This window comes from Corynebacterium sp. AOP36-E1-14 (genome assembly GCF_052377495.1).
GTDB lineage: Bacteria > Actinomycetota > Actinomycetes > Mycobacteriales > Mycobacteriaceae > Corynebacterium.
In genome coordinates this window covers 16,801-38,551 of the sequence record NZ_JBQSWV010000005.1, presented here as the reverse complement: position 1 = coordinate 38,551, position 21,751 = coordinate 16,801, and the positions used below count along the sequence as shown (strand labels likewise).

Genomic DNA, 21,751 nt, shown 5'->3' with positions numbered 1-21,751 from the left:
ATTCGGACTCACGGCTTCGCCAGCCCGTCGACGATGAGGCCAATGTCGACGAAGTCGTCGTACGAGTTAGGTGCCGCGACCGATTCGGGATCCATCACCACGCTCACCTCGAGGGTGCTGAGGACCCGGTAGACCATGTCCAACGGGGCGGTCCACTTGTCCCCCAACTCGAAGGCGTTCAGCCACTGCCGTCCCACGTTCGCCTTCTCGGCGAGTGCGGACTGGGTGATCCCCTTCTCCAGGCGGACTTCACGGAGCTCCGGGCCGAGGTCGTCGGGACGATGGACAGTCACTGTCGTCATTCGACGACAATAGCAATTGTCGCCGCACGGCGACACCCCGGTGCCCCTCGTTCGGGTCGCAAGAATCACCTCAATCGGCGTCGCGTCGATAATCCGGCACCGGAACCACTATTTTTCCCAACAGATACACTATGGGAAAACATGACCGGCGTTGTGCCGCCATACAGCGCTCCGCCACAGCAGAAAAGACCCCGGATGCCTTCCACCTCGCTCTACAACCGCGTCGACCTCACAGTCGGCGGCGTGTCCGTCTCCGTCTACTACATGGGAGTCACCAACTACGCGCTCGCGAACAACCGTATTCCCGTCGTCCAGCACATCTTCGTCGACTCCGACGAAGAGCTCGCGGATCCGACACCCGTCGGAGAGATCTCCGTGCACGCAAGCGTCGACGGCGATCAGCTTTTCACCAGTGGCCCCATCACCCTGCCCTCCATGGACCCAGGAACGACCAATTTCCTGGAGCCCTACGACCTCACCCGCGTCCCCGTGGCAAGGACACTCGAGTCGACCGAGGCGCGTGGCGGCGAGTTGACGATCTCGGTCAAGCTGGGCGACGAACTCGCCCAGGAGACCGTCGACCTCCAGGTCCTGGCGCCGGACGAATGGTTCAACTCTCCGCTGTACTACGAGTCCCTGGCTGCCTTCGTCCAACCGAACTCGGCTAGCGTCACCCCGCTGCTGAGTACGGTCGGCGATCTGTTGGAAGAGCACACCGGCAGTTCGTCGATAGACGGCTACCAGGCAGGAGCTGTCCGCGTCACCGAGATCGCCGCAGCGGTTTTCGAGGCACTCCGGGGTCACGATATCCGCTACATCAATCCCCCTGCCTCCTTCGAACAGACCGGCCAAAGGGTCAGGAGGTCCTCCGAAGTTCTCACCACGAGACTAGGAACCTGCATCGACCTCTCGGTCGCTTTCGGAGCGGTGGCTGAGCAATGCGGACTGCACCCGGTCGTCATCATGATTCCCGGACATGCCATGGCCGGGGTCCTGATGACCGCGGATCCCTTGCCCACCCCGGTGATCACAGAACCCACGGTGATCAACAACTACATCCGCAGCGGTCGACTTCTGCCGATCGATGCTGTCTTCTATGACAAATCCGCCGGCTCGGCCTTCCGGGAAGTGGTTGAACGATCCCGGAAAACCCTCGAGGACACTGTCGTCCACGGCGTCATCGACGTTTACGGCTCCCACCGGGACGGAATCCACCCGTTCAGCGACAGCTCGATCGGTTCGTCCGCCGCGGCAACCACGGCTGACGCCACTGCTACGGAAACCAGGTCGGTGACCGGTTCCGTCGGTAGCACGACGACGGGGACATGGACCCTCCCCGACCTCGGGACGAACTCAGACGACGGCGCCTACAGTGACACCGATGACCCGAGTCCCGCGCGCGTTCAGAAGTGGAAACGTGAGCTTCTCGACCTGTCTCTGCGCAACCGCCTGCTGAACATGCGTACGGGACCCGAGGTCCTTGACTTCACACTTGCCCCAGGCACCTTGGCAGACCTGGACGACATGATCCACGACGGCCAGAAGATCGCCGTCCACCCTGTCGACGACGTCAGCGACAACCGCCGTCTCCAAGGCATCAGGAAAGTGACGGACCTGCCCTCAGAGCAGGTCGCCGATGACCTCACGGCACGGAATCGGGTGTACGCCGATCTATCGGACGCCCGCTACAGCTCGTGGTTCCGTACCCTCAACCGCCAGGTGCGCACCTACACCGAGGAGACCGGGGCTTCGAACCTGTACCTCACCCTCGGCGCCATGGTCCACCAGAACTCCGCAGGTTCTACCGCACTGGCACCGTTGTTCCTCATCCCGGTGAAGATCGTCGGAGGCCGGGGCAACGCCCGCTTTCAGGTCCAGGTGGACACCACCCAGGAGGCCACCCCGAACCACAGTCTGGTCGAATGGCTCCGGCAGGTACACAACGTCACCATCGATGACCTCGCCCGGCCGAAACTCGATGAATCCGGGCTGGACATCACGCACGCCTTGACCGCCATCTCGGCCTCCCTCATCAAGGCGAACCTCCCCTACACCGTGGTCGAGTCCTCCCGGCTGATCATCGCGAAGTTCTCGACCTATGGCATGTGGAAAGACCTCCGGGACAACTGGGAGACGTTCCTGGACCGCCCGGTCTTCAAGCATCTGACGATGCATGCCGGCAACGACTTCGCCGACCCAGCGGAGAAAGCCACAGGAGTTCCGGCGGAACGGGTCGTCGTGAGAGAGGACGAATTGGCCCTCCCCGTTCCCGCCGACGGTGCCCAGCTCCGTGCCATTACGGCCGCGGCCGCCGGGTACAGCTTCGTCTTGGAGGGACCTCCGGGGACCGGGAAGTCGCAGACGATCACGAACCTCATCGCCCAGTGCATGAACCTCGGAAAGCGGGTGCTGTTCGTCGCGGAGAAGCAGGCCGCGCTGGACGTCGTCCGTGACAGGTTGTCGAGAGTCGGACTCGGCCCATTCACTCTGGATCTGCACGGTACGGAACAGCGTCCAGCTGCGATACGTCAGCAGCTCAAGGAGGCCATCGACGCCGAGATGCACTACGACATGCATCTCTGGGACGCAGCCGTGGCCAATCTCAGGGCCCGGCTCGCACCGTTGTCGGAGTATCCGGGACAGATCCACGACGCCAACGGGGCCGGGTATTCGCTGTGGTCTGCCGTCTCGACCCTGACGGTGGACGGCGAGGGACCAACGGCTCCCGTGCCCGAGCACGTCGTGGCCACGCCCGCGGCACCCCTCGTCGAAATCCGTTCCATGGTCTCGTCCCTGGCATCCCAGGCACAGGTCACCGACTTCAGCGCCACCTCACGGTGGAGCCTTGTGGGGGCTGTTCCTGCCACCTCCGGTGGACTGATGTCCGCTTGGAAGCAGCTTGAACAGGCGCAGAGCCTCTTCAGCAAGCTTCCTGAGCTTGCCCGGGTCGTTCAACGTGACGACATCGACAAAATAGTTGACCAGCTCCGCGAGGTCGAGTCGGTCCCCGCCGCCGATCGTCTCAGTCGGGAACAACAGCGCAGGTACGCCAATACCCCTGACCAGCTCACGGCGCTGGCCAGGGAGGTGGACAGGATCGCGGCAGATTTCCAGGCCGCAGCCGCCTTGTTCTCCTCGTCCTTCATCCGATCGGGGGACCCGGCGGTTGTGTTCCAGAGCCTGGAAGCCACGAGAAAGGGGCTCCTCGGGAAGAAGAAGCGAATGGAGGCCTACAGGCGCGCACTGACCGTCGCGGTCCCGCCTGCCGTCATGGAGATCGATGTCGACGGCGCCTACGCCCCCGACCGCGTGGAGCCACAGCTTCGCCGGATCCCCCAGTTGCGGGCGGTTGCGGAAGACCTCGATAGGCGAATCGGCGCGGTTGCCGGCGCCGAAGCCCTGACCGGCAGGACCCCCGCCGACCCCGCTCTCCCGGCCGATCTGTGGCAACGGGGCGATGACCTGCGACACGCGATCACCAACTCCGCTCGACACCCCGAGCTCGTGGCACTCGAGGATCATGCCAGATCGGCGGGAATTGAGGTACCGCTTTCGGAGGTGATCACGGACATCATCGGTGCCTGGCAGGCATGGACGAAGGTCCTTTCCGCCACTCCCCACTCCGTGGATACCTGGATCACGGCACAAGGGGAAACGGGCTGGGTGGATGCCTGGCTGTCGGTCTCCTCCGCATGGGGTGAGGACATCGAGAACTCGGGCTCTTCACTGCCGACCCGTACCGCCCAATGGGAGGACGTCGCCCGCCCGCTACGCGGCATCGGGCTGACGGAGTTGGTGTCGATCGTGGAGCAGGGCGACCTGGCTCCCCGCGACCTGGAAATGGCGCTGAACCGGGGCCTCGCCACCGCCTCCGTCGCCGAGCGGAGTCATCGCTTCAACCTGAGCTCCTTCCACCGGACTCTGCGTGAAGAAGAACTGTCCCAGCTGCACCGCGCGATCGCACGCGTGCAGGACGAGGCCACCCGAGCGCTACCCGCCCGCCTCCTGGGGCGGCGCCCCTACATCGCCGGGCAACTCGATGGGAAGGCCGCACTGCTCAGGCGGCAGTTGGACGCGAAGCGCAACGCGAAGTCCTTCCGTTCTCTGCTCGGAGAGTTCGGGGACGAGATCCTCGCCACCACCCCCTGCTTCTTCGTCAGTCCTGCGTCACTGGCGACATTCGTCGATTCCAGCTCCGTGACGTTCGACACCGTCATCTTCGACGAGGCCTCGCAGGTCACCGTCGACCAGGCCATGGGCGCACTGGGGCGGGCGAAGTCCGCCATCATCGTCGGCGACAGTAAGCAGATGCCCCCGACACGAATCGGGAAGACGTCGACGGCGAACGATGATGACCTACCAGTCGAAGACGACAAACAGAACGACGCGATGGCCGACGTGGACGACCTCGAGTCGATCCTCTCCGAGGCGGTCGAGTCCGGACTGCCTCAGCTGTGGCTGTCGTGGCACTACCGTAGCCAGGACGAGTCCCTCATCGCCTTTTCCAACGACCGCTACTACCAGGGGAATCTGTCGAGTCTTCCTTCCCCCGGCGGTGTCCCCGGCGCCGGGGTATCCGTGCAACAGGTTGGTGGGCAGTTCATCCGTAAGGAGGACGTCAAGGAGACAGGGGCCGCCTTGGGCACCAACCCTGTGGAGGCACGGACCATCGTGGAATCGATTGTCAGGCGTGTCAATGATCCGCTGACCAGCCAGGAGTCTCTTGGCGTGGTGACTTTCAACGTCCCGCAACGTGATCTCATCCAAGATCTCCTCGACGAGTGTGGCGACCCGTTGGTCTCACGCCGCCTCGTCCCCGGACAGGACGGGATCTTCGTCAAGAACCTCGAGAACGTCCAAGGCGATGAACGCGACGTGATTCTCTTCTCCACCGCATTCTCCAAGAAGACCGACGGAGGATCGATGCCGATGAACTTCGGCCCCTTGTCCCGTACCGGCGGCGAGCGTCGACTCAATGTGGCGGTGACCCGGGCGCGTAAGGAAGTTGAGCTGCTCTGCTCCTTCCAACCGTCCGAGATCGACCTGAACCGTACGAAGTCGGCAGGGCTCCGGGATCTTCGTGGCTACCTCGAGGCAGCGGAGAAGCACGGCACCCCCGGTTCGCGGCACAGTTCTTCAGCATCGGTGAACGTCAACACCATCCGCGACGACCTGGCCTCGGCCCTGCGCAACCGCGGCTGGGTGGTCGAGACCGACTACGGGCTGTCGTCCTACACCCTGGATCTGGTGGCGCGCCCAGCCGACGACGACCGGTGGCACGCAGCAGTCCTCACCGACGGCGACAAGTGGAACAACATGTCGACCGTCGCCGACCGTGACCTCACCCCCGCGCTTCTGGAGAAGCTCATGCATTGGGCCACTACGGTCCGTGTCTGGCTCCCGGAATGGATCGAGGACCGCGACGCCGCCATCGACCGGGTTGATGCGGAGATTCGTGCCGCCGGCGAACAGATCGCCCAGCAAGACGCAGACCGTGCCCGCATCATCGCGGAGGCGGAGGCAGCGCTAGAGGCGGAGCGGACGCGTATCGCTGCCGAGCAGCAAGCCGAGACAGAGGCTCGCGAACGTGCAGTGGCTGAACTGGAGGCTGATGACCAGGCCGCGGGCCCCGAATCCCCAGAAGGCGCAGACGCTTCGGACGTCGAGGCCGTGGTCGACGACCTGTTGGGACGTACAGACACTGACATCGATGACGAAGAAACTCCCGTCCAGTGGTCCGGGCGCCAAGGCGGACAGGAACTCCCCGCAAACCCGTTCGCAGACAATTCCGCCGTCGGTCAGTCGGATGAACCGGCACCTACAGTCGCGTATGCCAGGGCTACCGACCGCGAGCCTGCTCCCAGGCCCACCATCGAATCCAGCGGTGATCCTGCACTTCCGACGACGCGCCCATACGAAGCGCTGGCGGTCTCACCTCCATTTGGTGAGCGCGAGGAACTGGAGAAGGGCTTCTCCAAGTCACGGAGTTCCGAACTCGTGGAGCAGGTTTCCCGGATGATCGCTGACTCAGCCCCCGTCAAGCTCGATCTACTCCGGTCAGCGATCGCGAAGCGGTTCGGCCGGCAAAAGACCTCGAGGAAGGTGAACACAGTCATCGACCAGCTCATTCCAGAGGAACTGATACACAACGAGGGAAGTGTCGTCGACGATTTCGTCTGGCCGACCGCGGCAGGACCAGACGGTTGGAACCATGTCAGACAGTCCGAAGGTCGACGCAACCTGCCGGACATCCCGCTGAAGGAGATCCAGTGCGCAGCGCAGCTCGTACTCTCTGACTGGCCCCAGCTGGCTCAGCCCGACCCCGACTCCCGTGAAAAGCTCCAGCGCGAGATCATGGCGGTGTTCGGGCTCGGCAGGCTGACCAAGCCCTCAAGGGACAGGATCGACTGGGCCGTGGACTCCTTGTAGCGACGGGAGCGTGGCTCCCTACCTGACCCGGCTGGATGTCGTGGGATGACTCCGCCCCCGGTCACATCCACAGCCGCTCGAGCAGCTCCACCGCCTCGTGGTCGGAGCGGTGGCGGAACCTGGCGAGGATCTTGCGCCGGGGCGCATCAGCCTTCAGCCCCAGTGCCACCGCCACGGCGGAGGTGTTGTCCACGTCATTTGCGGACGCCTCAGCGCCGACGTGCTCGGCGAGCCAGGCCATGCCTGCACCGGAGTCGAGGGTCGCCGGCAGACCCGGTGTGACGGAGAAGAACTCGCCGTTGTGCAGGTCGACCCATACCCTCTGCCCCAGACCGATGCGCTGGTCGTCGAGGATCCGCTTGATCGAACCAACGGCGCTGTTGCCGATATTTCCCCAGGTGAGCCGCTGCGCACCCCAGTCGCTAGGGATCTCCCGGGGCTCGCCCCACTCCAGCCCCAAGCTCGCGGTCAAGCCGTTGGGCACGATGAACCCGGAACCCCGGAGGTGGTCCTTGTTCACGGTCATCAGGTGGCACCAGCGTCCGTCTCGCATGTACACCGCATTGGAGTCCTCCGGCTCCGCGGTGTTGACCATCGGCTCGGTACGGCGACGGACGATGCCGTCAGACAACTCGAACTCCCCTGTGGCTGCGTAGGTGCGCACCGACTGTGCGGACACCCCGAATTTGCGGGGCAGTTCCTCCAGAAGATCGTCGATGGGAACGCCGGCTTCTGAGGACTCGGCGGACTCTAGCGACTCTGCGGCGTCTAGTCGCCGGCCGATGAGGTCGGCGATGCCGGTGTACTCCTCCAACCCCCACCTCGTGAGCGCCCACCGGTCGATGCTCACCCGTGAGATGGCGTCGCTGGCGCCGAGGCCGTTGCGGAAGGATCGCTCGGACTTGGTCTCGTTGCCCGCGGAGTAGATCTCCATGGCACCCATCGGCTCACCAACCATGGACAGCACGGCCGCGGCCCTCGCCGGGATCGACCCGGCACGGGTGAAGACGTGCTCCCCCGCCATGTGGAAGCCGCAGGTGCGCAGCCATTCCCGCAGCACCTTCTCGTCGTCCAGGCTGGAGCGCTCCAGGATGTCCGCCACCCGGGCCACGCCCTCCTCGTTCGCCATCGGGGTCACCAGGTTGCCGGTGCGCTGGGCGGCGGTCGGAAGGTCAGGGAAGCACACCCAACTGTCGTCGACCCGGAAGTCGTCGTCGAAGGCGTCGAGGATCTGCCACAGCGGCACCTCCCAGCCTGGCTGGGTCACGGCGAGTTCGGGGAAGACCCCGGTGACTGCCTCGAGCGTGTTCACCGGGTGCGCGTGGACACGGATGCCGGCGAGAAGGTCCGCGACCGGCCCACTGGTGACGATGGGCCGCAGGCGGGTCATGAGCTTCTTCTCAACCTGCCGGACGCGTTCGCGTGTCACCCCGAACTCCGAGCCGAGTTCGTCGAGGGTGGCGGCATCCAGCGCGACGAAGCGCTTGCGCAGGATCAGTTGTTCGCGCTCATCGCAGGCGGCCCAAGCACGTGCGAGGACGTCCTGGACGGTGCCTCTGCGCATGGTCGTCGCGATGCTCAACGCGCCGTCCTCGTCGCCGGCGCGCGCCAGGAGGTCCTCGACGTAGGACGGCAGTTCACCGTCGACCGCGGAAATGCCGGCATGCTCCACCGCCGCGCGCAGGCTGCCGTGGGTGCGTGCCAGGTAGCTCAGCAGTCCGGTGGCGACGTCGACCGCCTCCCCGAGGATTTCGCTGAAGGCCTGGTCGTCCTCGTCGTAGAACTGCCCGGACAGCCCCGTCTCGGCGTCATCGTCGTCGAAGGACTCTGCCGTGTCCGGTTCGTCGTCCTGGTGGCGATCGTGGCGCGAGGCCTCCAGGACGGTGCGTGGGTTGATCTCCCCGCTGCCGGAGTTCTCCAGTTCCCCGAGCAGGCGGGCGAACCCGGATTCGGAGACCACCGGTATGCCCAGGTCACGTGCCTTGGCGGCCTTGCGGCTGAAGGAGTCCGGGTCGGCGGCGACGAGTAGCGCCGAGGCCTTCTTTACCCCTCCCACGTCCAGCCCGGCCTCGGTGGCGCGTGCCTCCCACACCTCGCGGGGGATCTCGGTGGCACCGGTGAAGGTCACCCGGTCACCAGGCGCCAGGTGCAGTCCCGGACGGGCCTGCGCTCCCCTGCCCGCGCCCACCGTGCCCGCGGCGTCCGGCGATTCCAGGAACCGAGAAATCTCATCTTCGGGAACGCCGAGTGCCCGTGCCGCGGCCAGCAGGTCGTCGTGTTCCTCCTCGGTGACGGTGCCGTCGGCCCAGGCGAGGACGGCGAGCTGGCGGATGAACCCGGTGTGCAGGTCCACCGCGGTCTCCCGGCTGATGCCAAGGTCAGCGGCACAGTCGGTGAGTTGCTGGACCTCGTGGGCGGACAGCACCCGGTCGAGCATCGCCGTGGACAGCAGGTCCAGGTACTCATCCACGTTCGCGTCGCCGGCCAGCGGGATGCCGGAGGAGAGCTGGTTCAGCCACACCCCGTCGTGCACGCCGGACGCCACGCCGGTGCGTGGGCACAGCGCGACCTCGGCCCCGCTGCTGAGTTCGGCGACCGGCAGCTCCACGGTCCTGAGACCACCGAGGAAGCCCTCCACGGTGCTGCGGTGGGTCCCCAGGTAGTGCTGGAGCAGTTCGGCGGTGGCTTCGGCGTCCCCGAGAGCGGCGTGGGCGTGGGCGTTGTTGATACCTGCGGCGGCGAGTGCGGTGGACAAGCTACGACCGGAGGCCGGCAGCACGGCGCCAGTGAGCTTCTGGGTGCACAGATACGACTCGGCGAAAGGCGCAGCGGTGATACCCAGGCGGGCGAACTCGGCGCCGAGCAGCCGGGTGTCGAAGGGTGCGTTGTGCGCGACGAAGATGCGCCCGCTCAGCTGCTCGGCGAGATCGCCGGCGATGTCGGCGAAGCTCGGGGCGCCGATGAGGTCGGTGCCGGAGATACCGTGGATTCTGGTGTTCGGGATGTCGCGCTGGGGGTTGATCAGCGTGGACCAGCGGCCTGTGACGGTACCGTCCGCGTCCGCGTGGACCACCGCCACCTCGAGGACGCGGTCACGGTTGCTGAAACCGGTGGTCTCGACATCGACCACGGCGAAGGGACTGAGCTGAGTCTGTGAAGTCATCAAGGGGAAAGTATATCCTGCGCCCCGGACGCGAACGAGCACGCTGTTCGAACAGCAGCGAGGAAACCGACGCCACCGCCTGCAGGTCCCAGGTAGTGTGGTCGGCGCAAGAGCGACCCGACAGGCTTCCACCCGGACATGCCTCCACGTCGCACGAGAATTTCGTGCTTCCAGGAGACCAGTGTGGACCGTCGTGTCGCCTCACCGACCCCGATCCGGGTCGGAGTTATTTCAGTGCCCATCGCCCCAAAGAACGCCGCGGACTACGAATTCGCGCTCGACAGCGGAACGTGGGGTTCACGGCGTGAGCTCGATTCCGCGGACCCGTCGGCTCCCCGCCCTCACGATGTGCTGCTCATCGCCACGGGTTATCAGCGCCGAGATCCCGAGACCGCGAAGGGAACGACCAGCAACCCATGGGTCGGCCGGGAGATCTACAACCGCGGCACCATCGGCAACACGTTCGCCGTCAAGGTGACCGGGCCTATGTACACGTCCGCCTCGCCGCACTGGCCGGGCGAGGACGGAAGCGAAGGTATTCGATACCCCTACCGCTTCCCCATCACTCCCCTGGGGTCGCGGGAGGACATCGCCATCGAGGACTTTCCGCCGGAGCTCCATGACTGCTTCCACCTATCGATCAACAACGGATCCCGTCCCATCGTGGCCGAGGTCCAACCGGAGCATGCTCAGAAACTCGCAGAACTCCTCGGGTCAGCCAGCCGGGAGGAGCCGATCGGGTCCGGACCTGACACCAAGGTGGACTACATCGATCCCTTCGACGTTCTCTACAAGAGGTCCCCAAAGAACAACGCCGGAGCAGGACGCCAGCAGAACCCGAAGAAGCGCAAGGCGATCGAGCTCCACGCCGAGGACGAAGCAGTGAAGCACTACGAGAACCTGGGATGGACGGTGAAGCGGATCGGAGCACCCTACGACCTCAAGTGCACCCGCGGCGACGAATACCTCCGTGTCGAGGTGAAGGGGACGACGGGCGCCGCCGGCGAAGTGGAGTTGACCGTCAATGAGGTCGCGAGTGCCAGGGAGCATCCGTCGGAACTCTTCGTGGTCTCGAACATCTACGCCCGCCCTTCCAAGGACGAGGAGGACGACGGGGGCCTGGACTTCGTCGCCACCGGCGGCCGCGCCCATGTCCTGCACGCCTGGGAGCCGTTGGAAGACGACCTCTCAGCAACCAGGTACTGCTATCGCCTTCCCCAGGATCAGGCAGAAAGCTTCGAAGTCGAATGAACCTGCGCGGGCGCAGAACCGTCAAGGTAGTGTGAACCGGGTAAGAGCGACCCGACAGGCTTCTATTCAGACATGCCTCCACGTCGCACGATGTTTCGTGCTGCCTGGAGAATGTTTTGCCCCTGCTTCGGACCTCCGCCTCCGAGATCCTTGACCGGTTCACCGACCCTTCGACCCTGTCCGAACTCATGGCACAACAGGCCCACTTCCGCGGTCTCGGCGGGGTGAACACCGCAGAGCTGAACGCCTGGGAGGCCAGCATCCCGGTGCTGGCCAGGGTCCTTTCGGACGCCGGCCTCGGTGCGGTGCCCGTCCTCCTCGAGCACCAGCTTCCGCTGATCTCGAAGCGGGTGGACGCGGTGCTCGCCGGCACGCACCCGACGACCGGCGAGCCCTCCTACGTGGTCATCGAGCTCAAGCAGTGGTCGAGCGCGACCTCATTCGAGGGCAACCCCGAACTGGTCGACGGTCCCGGGCTCCTTGGTGCCCCTCGGTCGCACCCGGTTCTGCAGGTCGACGACTACCGCAGCTACCTCACAGATTTCGCGACGGTCCTGGCCGGTCACCCGGAGCGCGTCCACGGCGCCGCATTCCTGCACAACGCCATGTCGAGGGCGGACATCGCCGAGCTGGACGATCTGGTCACGACCACCGACTCCAAGCTCTTCACCGGCGCAGAGATCGCAGACTTCTCCGAGTACCTCAAGAGCCGCCTCTCCCCCGTCTGCGACCCTGCCCCGGCCGACGAGCTGATGAGCACCTCGTTCGCCCCGTCACGCCAACTCCTCGACCATGCTGCGGCAGAGATCCAGGAACGCGAGGAGTTCGTTCTCCTCGACCGCCAGCACGATGCCGTGCGTCTCGTGCTGCACCAGGTGAAGAAGGCCCACCAGGCGGACAGCAAGCGGGTCATCGTGGTGTCTGGCGGCCCGGGCACCGGGAAGTCAGTGGTCGCGTTGTCCCTGCTGGGTGAACTCGCCCGGGACGGTCGCCGGGTCATGCACGCCACCGGATCCAGCGCCTTCACCAAGTCGCTGCGCAAGATCGCCGGGCACCGCAGCACCGCGACACAAAAGCTCTTCCTGTACTTCAACAGCTTCCAGACTGCCGAGAAGAACATGCTGGACGTCCTCATCGCCGACGAGGCTCACCGCATCCGTGAGACGTCCACCGGCAGGTACACCCCTGCTGCGCAGAGGGCGCAGAACCGCCCGCAGCTCGACGAGCTCATCGACGTGGCCCGCACCCCGGTGCTCCTGCTCGACGAGAACCAGGTCGTGCGCCCCGGCGAGCTCGGCTCGCTCTACGAGATCACCCGCTTCGCGGAGGAGAAGGGACTCGAGGTCGTGCACGTGCGGCTCACCGAGCAGTTCCGGTGCGGCGGCAGCCTCAGCTACACCCGCTGGGTGGAGAGCATCCTCGGGTTGGACGCCGACCTCGACATCACCGGGCTCCCCGACGACGATCTCGCCGAGACCGACAGCGACCCGCTGCCCGACATCGACTTCGCCGAGCTCCACAACATCCAGGTCCGTAACCTTCCCCCGGGCGAGCCGCCGGTGCTGGCGCCTGACTCCCACGTGTCGGTCACGGTGGCGGACTCTCCTGAGGAGATGGAGGAGATCCTGCGGAAGAAGATGTCCCGTGGCTTCTCCGCCCGCATCGCCGCCGGCTTCTGCTGGTCCTGGACGAAGGTGAAGAAGGGCGACCAGGAGCTCGTCGACGATGTGCGTCTGGGCGACTGGTCGCGCCCCTGGAACAGTCCTGCCGAGCGGCGCATCAAGAATGCGCCTCCGGGTTTCCGGTGGGCCACCGGCGAGGGCGGCTTCGACCAGATCGGCTGCATCTACACCGCCCAGGGCTTCGAGTTCGACTGGTCCGGGGTGATCATCGGCCCGGACCTTGTGTGGCGCGACGGCGACTTCGTCACCGTCCGGTCAGCTAACGCCGACCCCTACCTGGCGAAGAAGGACCTCTCGGACCACGACTTCGACGTGCTCATCCGGCACGTCTATAAGGTCCTGCTGACCCGCGGGATGCGGGGGACGGTCATCTACTCCCCTGACCGGCAGACACGCGAGATCTTGCGGGATCTGCTCTCAGAGCAGGCAGAGGCGGAGGTCGACCAGTGAGCGCACCCACCACCCCGGGGTCTCCGCTGGCCGCCCACTCGTACTCCATCCGCACCTACGAATTCTCCATCGACGGGCACATGGAACTGCACCAGGACCGCCTGATGCATGACTGGCCGGTCGTCTACGTGCTGCACCGGCCTGCCACGTCCCGCAAGGACACAGGTGAGGTGTACATCGGCGAGTCGTTGAACATGGACAAGCGCTTCGGTGACCACCTCAAGAACGAGGCGAAGGCCGGGCTCCAGGTCGCCGAGGTGATCGTGGACGACACCTTCAACAAGTCCTCGTGCCTCGACCTCGAGTCGTTCCTGATCAACCTCAGTTCCGGCGATGAGTCGAACCGGACGTTGAACAGCAATGCCGGCCAGCAGGAGAAGAACTACTACAACCGTTTCTACTACCAGCTGAGATTCAAGGAGATCTTCGAGCAGCTGCGGGCCAAGGGCATCTTCTCGAAGTCGATCCGGGAGATCGAGAACTCCGAGATGTTCAAGTACTCGCCGTTCAAGTCGCTCAACGAGGACCAGATGTCGGTGGTCAGCGACATCCTGGACGGTCTGGTGGAGGACCTCGGTTCCCCGGCCGGCACCAACCAGGTGGCGGTCGTCCAGGGCGACCCGGGGACGGGAAAGACCATCGTCGCCACATTCCTCATGAAGCTGCTGGCAGACCTGGGGTCGTTCGTCGACGACGGTGACGAGAAGCGGGAGTCGGTCTTCGAGGACTTCTACCTCGAGGACGTCCGCGCGTTGTTCCGCCACCGCCGTATCGGCCTGGTGGTGCCGATGCAGGATCTGCGTAGGACGTTGACCCGGGTGTTCTCGGCGACTCCGGGGCTGTCCGGGGACATGGTGCTCAGTCCTCGGGAGGTCGCGCTCGACGAGCGCCGCTTCGACCTGCTGGTCGTCGACGAGGCCCACCGGCTGAGCCAGTTCGGCGCCCAATCGATCGGCACGCTGACCAAGGAGTTCCGGGAGATCAACGAGTCCCTGTTCGGCGGGGATCGGCCCGAGGCGTCACAGCTGGACTGGATCCGCGCCCGTTCCGACAACACGATCCTGATGGTGGACACGTCGCAGACCGTGAAGCCGATCGACCTGTCGACGTCCGTGCTGCGAGCCTTGATTGACGCGCAGGACGCAAACCACCGCCGCGAGTACAGGCTGCATTCCCAGATGCGCTCGGTCGGCGGGAACGACTACATCGACTACATCAAGCAGGTGCTCTCCGCGTACCCTCCGCAGGCACAATCCGACTTCGGCCCCTACGAGGTCGGACTGGTCGACGATCCACGCGAACTCGTGGAGCTGATCTGCAGGAAGAACAGCTCCCACGGACTCTCCCGCGTGGTCGCCGGCTACGCCTGGGACTGGGTGAGCAAGAAGAACTCACAGGACTACGACATCCACCTGGCCAATGACGTGCACCTGCGCTGGAACTCGACCATCACGGACTGGATCAACTCCCCCAAGTCCGTGGACGAGGCGGGGTCTATCCACACCGTCCAGGGCCATGATCTGAACTTCGCCGGCGTGATCATCGGCCGCGATCTGCAGTACGACCTCGAGGCCGAGAAGCTCGTAGTCAGCAAGGACGACTATAGGGACAAGACCGGCAAGCGGAACAACAAGCTCGCCGGCAAGACCACCACGGACGAGATGCTCTTGGAGTTCATCACGAACATCTACTACGTTTTGATGACCCGAGGGGTCCACGGCACCTTCATCCATGTGGTGGACCCCGGCCTGCGGGAGTACCTGGGCAGGTATTTTCCGACGATCTCTCAAATCGCCCCTTAACCGAGATGATTCATCTGGGTATCGCCTCTGGGCGGTATGGTCACCCGTTCTTCCCAATCGCGTTGAGATGAAGAGACCGTTCATCGCCGACCGATCTTCCCTGTCAGCGAAAGTAGGAGAATAGGCGCCGGATGCATATTTCTTCCTCCTACCGGGAAGCATTCACCGCCAAGATAGGCACAGCGAAGTCTCTGATACTGCCGTTGCCACAAGCACTACAACCCATGCCATGGGCACTGCCATCAATATATTCCTGTAGATGATTTCGGTATCCGACATTACTGAAAGTAACGGAAATCCTGCGTCAAGGAATACCGGAACAGGAACAGATGGAATCGCCGTAGTCACGTTCGCAATAAAAGTGATCACTTCCCGGCATTACGATCTTGGGAAATTGATTTACTGGATATTTCGATGGCCGATGTTCACATATCATATCCTTCGGTGTTGTCGTCCGATATAGACGGTGCCAGTATCGATGCCCCGGACAGCAATACTCGGTTGCAACACATCCGAATTCGCTACCCTGGCCAGCTTAGATACTAGGCCGCTGATCAACGGGAAAGACCCAGACGCGACACGAACAGACGAAGCATTATTTATGCGGGTGCTACAACGCTTTCTTCGTACTTCTTGGCGGCTTTCCGGGGGCCAGGCGAATTGCCCGTACTAGGAGACCTCCAGCTCCACCCCGGTCGCCGCCGCAACATCCTCCACGCTGACCCCAGGCGCGGTCTCGCGCAGCACCAGGCGTCCACCGAACCCACCGTCACCGTCGCGCACCACGTCAATCACCGCCAGGTCCGTGATGATGCGGTCCACCACGCCCTGGCCGGTCAGCGGCAGCGTGCACTCCGACAGGATCTTCGGCGAACCGTCCTTCGCCACATGGTTCATCAGCACGATCACCTTGCGCGCACCGTGCACCAGGTCCATCGCCCCGCCCATGCCCTTCACCATCTTGCCCGGCACCATCCAGTTCGCCAGGTCACCGTGGCGCGAGACCTCCATCCCGCCGAGCACCGCCACGTCCACGTGTCCGCCACGGATCATGCCGAAGGACAACGAGGAGTCGAAGAAGGCCGCACCCGGGTTCACCGTCACCGTCTCCTTGCCGGCGTTGATAAGGTCGGCGTCCATTTGATCCTCCGTGGGGTACGGCCCGGTGCCCAGGATGCCGTTCTCGCTGTGCAGCACCACGTGCACCCCCTCCGGCAGGTGGTTCGGGATCAGCGTGGGCATGCCGATGCCCAGGTTCACGTACTGGCCGTTCTCCAGCTCCTGGGCGGCACGCGCCGCCATCTGCTCCTTGGTCCAGCTCATGCCGACACCGTCCTCTTCTCGATCCGCTTGTCCTGCTCCCCGGTCTCCACCACTCGGTGCACGAAAATGCCGGGCAGGTGCACCTGCGCCGGGTCGATCTCGCCGGGCTCGACCAGACGCTCCACCTCGGCGATCGTCATCGTGCCAGCCATCGCGCACAGCGGGTTGAAGTTCATCGCCGACTTGGCGAACACGAGGTTGCCCTCCGTGTCCCCCACCTCCGCGTGCACCAGGGCGACGTCCGCAGGAAGCGCCTCCTCCAACACGAAGCGACGCCCACCGAACTCGCGGACCTCCTTCGGCGGGGACGCCACGGCGACCGAGCCGTCCTCCCGGTACTTCCACGGCAGACCGCCGTCGGCGATGGGCGTGCCCACGCCCGCCGGCGTGTAGAACGCCGGCACGCCCACACCCGCCGCGCGCAGCTTCTCCGCGAGCGTGCCCTGCGGGGTGAGCTCGACCTCCAGCTCCCCGGCGAGGTACTGGCGGGCGAACTCCTTGTTCTCCCCCACGTAGGACGCCACGACGCGGCGCACCTGCCGGTTGTTCAACAGCAGGCCCAGGCCCCAGTCGTCGACGCCGCAGTTGTTCGAGTAGATCTCCAGCTCCCCCACCCCGGTCTCCACGAGGGCGGAGATCAGGGTGTCGGGGATGCCGTTGAGGCCGAAGCCGCCGACGGCCAGGCGCGCGCCGTCGCTCACGTCGCGCACCGCCTCCTGCGCTGTGGCGACGACCTTCGAGGTCGGGCCGGTTGATGTGTGGTTCATCGGGTCTCCAGTTCTCCGATCGGGAGGGTGAGCATGTGGTAGCTGAGTGTCTTACCGTGACCGTCGAGTACCGGCGAGCCGGTGACCCCGCCGCCGAGCACGCCGCGCAGTTCACAGACGAAGGACTCCACGGCGGTGACGTCCCGCACGGTGACATCCTCCGTTCTACACCGGAAGTGCTCCGCCACCGCGGATGCGGTGAGCCGGTCGCGCAGGAATGCATGGTCGGCGCTGCTGCGCGGCAGGACGGCGACGATGAGGGTGTCGCCCTTGTCGCCCGTGCGGGCGTCGGCGTAGGTGTCGAGGACGGTCATCAGAGGGTTCCTTTCGCTGTGTTCATCATGCTCTCGGTACTCACCGTGTTCACTTCTGCGGCGATGTGTTCGCGCGGCAGCAGGGTCGAGCGGATCGCCAGGACTTCGCTGAGGCCCTTGCGCGCTCCCCCGCCGGCGGCGGGCCCGGCGCAGTACAGGGCCTCGACCTCCCAACCGACGGCGTGTGCCTGCTCCCTGGTGTCCACCCGCGCGGCCACGCGCACCCGCACCTCCGGGGGTTCGGAAGCAGCGGGGGTCATGTTCCGGAACGCCGCACCGGTACCGATGAACTCCACGCTGACCTGCTCAGGGTCGATGCCGTGCACCGTATGCAGACGCTGCCGCACGATGTCCCACGCCAGGTCCGCGCGCTCGCGGGCTCGCGGCCCGGCGTAGCTGATCTGGCCCTCGCCGAACCAGCCGCCGCGGAAGCCGAGGGTGACCTTCAACGTCCCGGTCCGCGGGCGCCCCGTGGCGCCGCTGACACGCACGGCGTCCTGCCCGACCTCCTCGATGCTCACGCCGGAGAAGTCGGCGGTCACGTCCGGGGTGAGGTAGGCCGCCGGGTCGGCGACCTCGTAGAGCATCTGCTCACGCACGGTCTGCCAGGTGAGCATGCCGCCGGTGTCGGTCAGCTTGCCGAGTACCGCGGTAGCATCCTCAGCAACATCTGCAAAGGGGAACCCGAGGTCGGCCATGCCGGGCACCGGTTTGGTCACCGGGTCGGCGAAGTACCCGCCGGTGACCTGCCCGGCGCACTCCAGCAGGTGGCCCACGAAGGTGCCGGCACCCAGGAGCGCCCAGTCGTCCAGGTCCCACCCGAACTCGTGCACCATCGGTGCCAGGAACAGAGACGGGTCGGCCAGGCGCCCGGTGACCACCACGTCCGCCCCAATGTCGAAGGCGGGCAGGACCTGCTCCACGCCCAGGTAGGCGTGCGCGGAGACCAGCCCCGCCGACTCCGTAGTCTCTGCCGACAGGGCCTCGCCGGTCTCCCACACCTGCGGGTCCTCTGACCGCACCTGCTGCAGGACGCTGTCGCCGGTGAGGTAGGCCACCGTCACAGTGCGTTCCGGGACGACCTCGGCGGCGACCTTGGCGATCAGCCGCGCGGCGGCCTCCGGGTTCGCCGCACCGGAGTTGGTGACCACGGTGGTGCCGTGGGCGACGGTGTGCGGCAGGACGGCGCGCATCCGTGTCTCCAGCAACGGGTCGTAGCCGGCGTCCGGGTCGCTCAACCGACGCAGCTGCCCGGCGGCGACGGTGCGCTCCCCGAGGCACTCGAAGACGAGGTAGTCGAGGTCGGCGTCCTTGGCGAGCTTCACGGCCGGGTCGAGGCGGTCGCCGGCGAACCCTGCGCCGGAACCGATTCTGATGGTTCTCATCGAAAGTATCTCCTAGAAAGTCAGTGCTAGAACGTCAGGGCTAGAACGTCAGGGCGCCGGTGATGACCGCGGTCACGGTGATCACGATGGTGGTTCCCCACGCCCACAGGAAGGTGAACCGCTGGTGCTTGCCCAGCTCCACCTTCGCCATGCCGATGAGGATGAACGTGGACGCCGTCAGCGGGCTCAGCGGGAAGCCGGTGGTCATCTGCCCGGCGATCGCGCCGCGGGCGATCATCGCGGGGTCGGCACCCATGACCTCGGCGGTGTGGGCGAAGACCGGCAGGACGCCGAAGTAGAAGGCGTCCGGGGTGAACACCAGGCTCAGCGGCATCGAGACGACCGAGACGAGCACGGGCAGCACGCTGCCGAAGCTCTCGGGGATCACGTCCGCGAGGCTCTGCGCCATGTTCTCGATCATGCCGGAGTTGCCGAGGATGCCGGTGAACACGCCCGCGGCGAAGACCATCGAGGTCACCAGCACCACGTTGGCGCCGTGGTCACGGAAGAGCTTCTGCTGGTCCTTCCACTTCGGGATGTTCACGCAGGCGGCGAGGGTGAACGCCACGATGAAGCACACCTCCATCGGCACGGCGTGGGTGAACAGCACCGCCACGAGGGTGAGGGTGAGCACCAGGTTCACCGCCATGCGCCACCGCGGGACGCCCGCGTCGCGGCGGGCGTGGTCGGCCTCGTCGCCGGGGTCGACGGGGTCGACAGCGTCGGACGCTGCGGCGGCCGTTGCGTCGGACGTTGCGTCCTGCGGGACGTCCTGCGCTGTGTTGTCAGCATCCAGCCGGATGGTGCCGATGCGCTTCCGCTCCATGCGTCCGATGATGTAGGTCGCCACCAGCACCCACACGCCGCCGGCGATCATGGGGATGATCATCGGGGTGAAGACCTCGGAGGCGTCCATGTCCAGGGCGGCCATCGCGCGGATGGTCGGCCCGCCCCAGGGGAGCATGTTCATCAGGCCCGCGCCGAGGGCGACGATCGCGGTGAGGGCGATCGGGCGCATCCCGATCCGACGGTAGATCGGCAGGAAGGCCGACAGGGTGATCAGGAACGTCGCGGCACCGTCGCCATCCAGATGCACGCACATGGTGACCAGTGCGGTGCCGATGGCGATCTTCACCGGGTCGCCCTTGGCCCAGGCGACCATCCGGCGGATCAGCGGGTCGAACAGGCCCGCCTCCATCATCACCGAGAAGAAGAGGATGGCGAAGGTCATCATCACCGCGATGGGGGCGACCTGCAGCAGGCCCGCGCCGATGAAGTCGCCCAGGTCACCGCCGTGGCCGGCGAGCACGGCGAAGACGATCGGCACGAGGACCAGGCCCACCAGCACGGAGGTGCGGGTGAACAGGGTGAGTGCCAGGAAGATCCCCACGGTGAGGAATCCGTACAGAGCAAGCACGAGGCTCTCCTTTGTCGGCGGAAGGGGTGCGGACCCTGGTCAGGTCGGTCGGCCGAGATGGCCGTCCTGTGACCTGGGTCGCGTGGATGATCCGATTATGAGCCGCCACATTTAGTTGCGTCAAACAATAATCTTGCATAGATTCTTGCGGTATGCGGATAACTGACATCACCGTCGAGCAGATGCGCGCCACCGTCTGCGTCGCCGACCAGGGCGGATTCACCCTCGCCGCCGACCGCCTGGGGCAGTCACAGTCCTCGCTGAGCCGCACCGTCTCCCAGGTCGAGAAGGCCACCGGCGCGCGCCTGTTCGACCGCACCACCCGCAGCTTCGCCCTCACCGACGCCGGCACCGAGTTCCTGCGCGCCGCCCGGGTGGTCCTGGAGACCTACGACCGGGAGATCAACAACCTCGCCAGCTACCTGCGCGGGCCCAGCGGGGAACTGCGCCTGGCCACACTGCCCTCACTCGCCGCCACCCTGCTGCCGCCGTTCATCGACCGCTTCCGCCGCACCTTCCCCAACGTGGGCGTCAGTCTGCAGGACCTCATGGCCGCCAACATCATCGAGCAGTGCCGCTACGGCACGGTGGACCTGGCCATCACCGCAGAGGACCCCGAGCTGCTCGACAGCCTCCCTGACCACTTCCGCTTCTCCCCCATCGCCGAGGAACACTTCGCCTGCATCCTGCCCGTGACCCACCGCCTGGCCGACCGGGACGCCATCGACTGGGAGGACCTCGCCGGCGACTCCTTCGTCTCCTTCACCGAGGCCAGCTCCGTACGACGCATCACCGACCGCGAGCTCGCCGCCCGTGGCATCCGCCCGTCCCAGACCGTGACCGCCGGGACGATCTCGGCGGTGACGGGCCTGTGCGCGGCGAACCTCGGCATCTCCGCCGTCCCCGGCTTCGTGATCCCCATGACCCGTGTCGCCGGCGTGGTCCTGCGCCCCTTCCGCGGCGAACCGGTCACCAGGACGATCGGCGTGCTGCAGGACACCACCCGCACACTCTCGCCGGCGGCGCGGGAGTTCCTCACCCTGGTCGCCCACTCCACGTCCGCCGACATGACGCTGCCCGACTTCACCACGTGGACGGGACTGGGCGCCTGACCCCGGCACCGGCACCGCCGGCACCGCCGCCTCCGCGAGAATTATTTGATGTGAGTACGGAAACAAACCCTCACGATGCCGACATTCGTTCGTTACCCACCCCTACACTTCAGCAATGCTCGGCTATATAGCGTGGGGGCATTTTCTTGGCAAATACCTCTCGTTGACGTGCGCGAATCCGTCAGAATGCGCAGAATTACTCCCGGTCTGCTCAATTTCATTCGCGCTGATCTTAATTGCCCGATATCCATAAGCGTTTCCCTCGTGCCATAAATCAGCCACCGTCAAAAGTGGTGGGTCCGGTCACATGACTTCTATAGTCGCGCCCACCGAAGGACATGTAACGGTCCTTCC

12 protein-coding genes are annotated in these 21,751 nt (G+C 65.4%); 5 read left to right on the top strand and 7 right to left on the bottom strand.

Features of this window, described 5'->3' with window-relative positions; genetic code table 11:
- Window positions 1–8 precede the first annotated feature (8 nt).
- Window positions 9–302 (bottom strand): helix-turn-helix domain-containing protein, encoded by a 294-nt coding sequence (locus tag ACT3TD_RS03645; protein WP_301443100.1) that lies wholly within the window; start codon window positions 300–302, stop codon window positions 9–11.
- 141 nt (window positions 303–443) lie between these two features.
- On the opposite strand from ACT3TD_RS03645, the gene ACT3TD_RS03640 reads away from it, so the two are divergent.
- Entirely contained in the window at window positions 444–6,731 is a 6,288-nt protein-coding gene (locus tag ACT3TD_RS03640; protein ID WP_444614699.1) for a DUF4011 domain-containing protein, read from the top strand.
- A 61-nt stretch (window positions 6,732–6,792) separates the two neighbouring features.
- Here the strand turns inward: ACT3TD_RS03640 and ACT3TD_RS03635 are convergent, their stop codons facing one another.
- Window positions 6,793–9,894, bottom strand: a complete 3,102-nt coding sequence (locus tag ACT3TD_RS03635) for an exonuclease domain-containing protein (RefSeq protein WP_441578716.1) — start codon at window positions 9,892–9,894, stop codon at window positions 6,793–6,795.
- Between the two features lie 183 nt (window positions 9,895–10,077).
- Between ACT3TD_RS03635 and ACT3TD_RS03630 the strand changes: the two genes are divergently transcribed.
- From ACT3TD_RS03630 to ACT3TD_RS03620, 3 genes are all read left to right on the top strand, one after another.
- Window positions 10,078–11,145 (top strand): DUF3883 domain-containing protein, encoded by a 1,068-nt coding sequence (locus tag ACT3TD_RS03630; RefSeq protein ID WP_441578715.1) that lies wholly within the window; start codon window positions 10,078–10,080, stop codon window positions 11,143–11,145.
- 188 nt (window positions 11,146–11,333) lie between these two features.
- Entirely contained in the window at window positions 11,334–13,277 is a 1,944-nt protein-coding gene (locus ACT3TD_RS03625) for a DUF2075 domain-containing protein (RefSeq protein ID WP_444637969.1), read from the top strand.
- Window positions 13,274–15,079 (top strand): DNA/RNA helicase domain-containing protein, encoded by a 1,806-nt coding sequence (locus ACT3TD_RS03620; RefSeq protein WP_301444094.1) that lies wholly within the window; start codon window positions 13,274–13,276, stop codon window positions 15,077–15,079. Before ACT3TD_RS03625 ends, ACT3TD_RS03620 begins: the two co-directional genes overlap by 4 nt.
- A 669-nt stretch (window positions 15,080–15,748) precedes the next feature.
- On the opposite strand, the gene ACT3TD_RS03615 is transcribed toward ACT3TD_RS03620, so the two are convergent.
- The 5 genes from ACT3TD_RS03615 to ACT3TD_RS03595 are packed head-to-tail and all read right to left on the bottom strand — an operon-like array spanning window position 15,749 to window position 20,285.
- Window positions 15,749–16,402, bottom strand: a complete 654-nt coding sequence (locus ACT3TD_RS03615; protein ID WP_441578713.1) for a CoA transferase subunit B — start codon at window positions 16,400–16,402, stop codon at window positions 15,749–15,751.
- A complete protein-coding gene (locus ACT3TD_RS03610; protein ID WP_301443677.1) occupies window positions 16,399–17,169 on the bottom strand; it encodes a CoA transferase subunit A in 771 nt (256 codons plus the stop codon). Before ACT3TD_RS03610 ends, ACT3TD_RS03615 begins: the two co-directional genes overlap by 4 nt.
- Window positions 17,166–17,483 carry an AtuA-related protein gene (locus tag ACT3TD_RS03605; protein WP_301443678.1) on the bottom strand — a complete coding sequence of 106 codons (318 nt, stop codon included), beginning with the start codon at window positions 17,481–17,483 and terminating at the stop codon, window positions 17,166–17,168. The genes ACT3TD_RS03610 and ACT3TD_RS03605 overlap by 4 nt, the downstream gene beginning before the upstream one ends.
- A complete protein-coding gene (locus ACT3TD_RS03600) occupies window positions 17,483–18,868 on the bottom strand; it encodes an acyclic terpene utilization AtuA family protein (protein ID WP_441578712.1) in 1,386 nt (461 codons plus the stop codon). Before ACT3TD_RS03600 ends, ACT3TD_RS03605 begins: the two co-directional genes overlap by 1 nt.
- Window positions 18,869–18,908: 40 nt before the next feature.
- On the bottom strand, window positions 18,909–20,285 hold the full coding sequence (locus ACT3TD_RS03595; RefSeq protein WP_441578711.1) for a CitMHS family transporter: 1,377 nt from the start codon (window positions 20,283–20,285) through the stop codon (window positions 18,909–18,911).
- A 152-nt stretch (window positions 20,286–20,437) separates the two neighbouring features.
- Here ACT3TD_RS03595 and ACT3TD_RS03590 point away from each other — a divergent pair, with 152 nt between their 5' ends.
- Window positions 20,438–21,397 (top strand): LysR family transcriptional regulator, encoded by a 960-nt coding sequence (locus tag ACT3TD_RS03590; protein WP_301443681.1) that lies wholly within the window; start codon window positions 20,438–20,440, stop codon window positions 21,395–21,397.
- Window positions 21,398–21,751 lie beyond the last annotated feature (354 nt).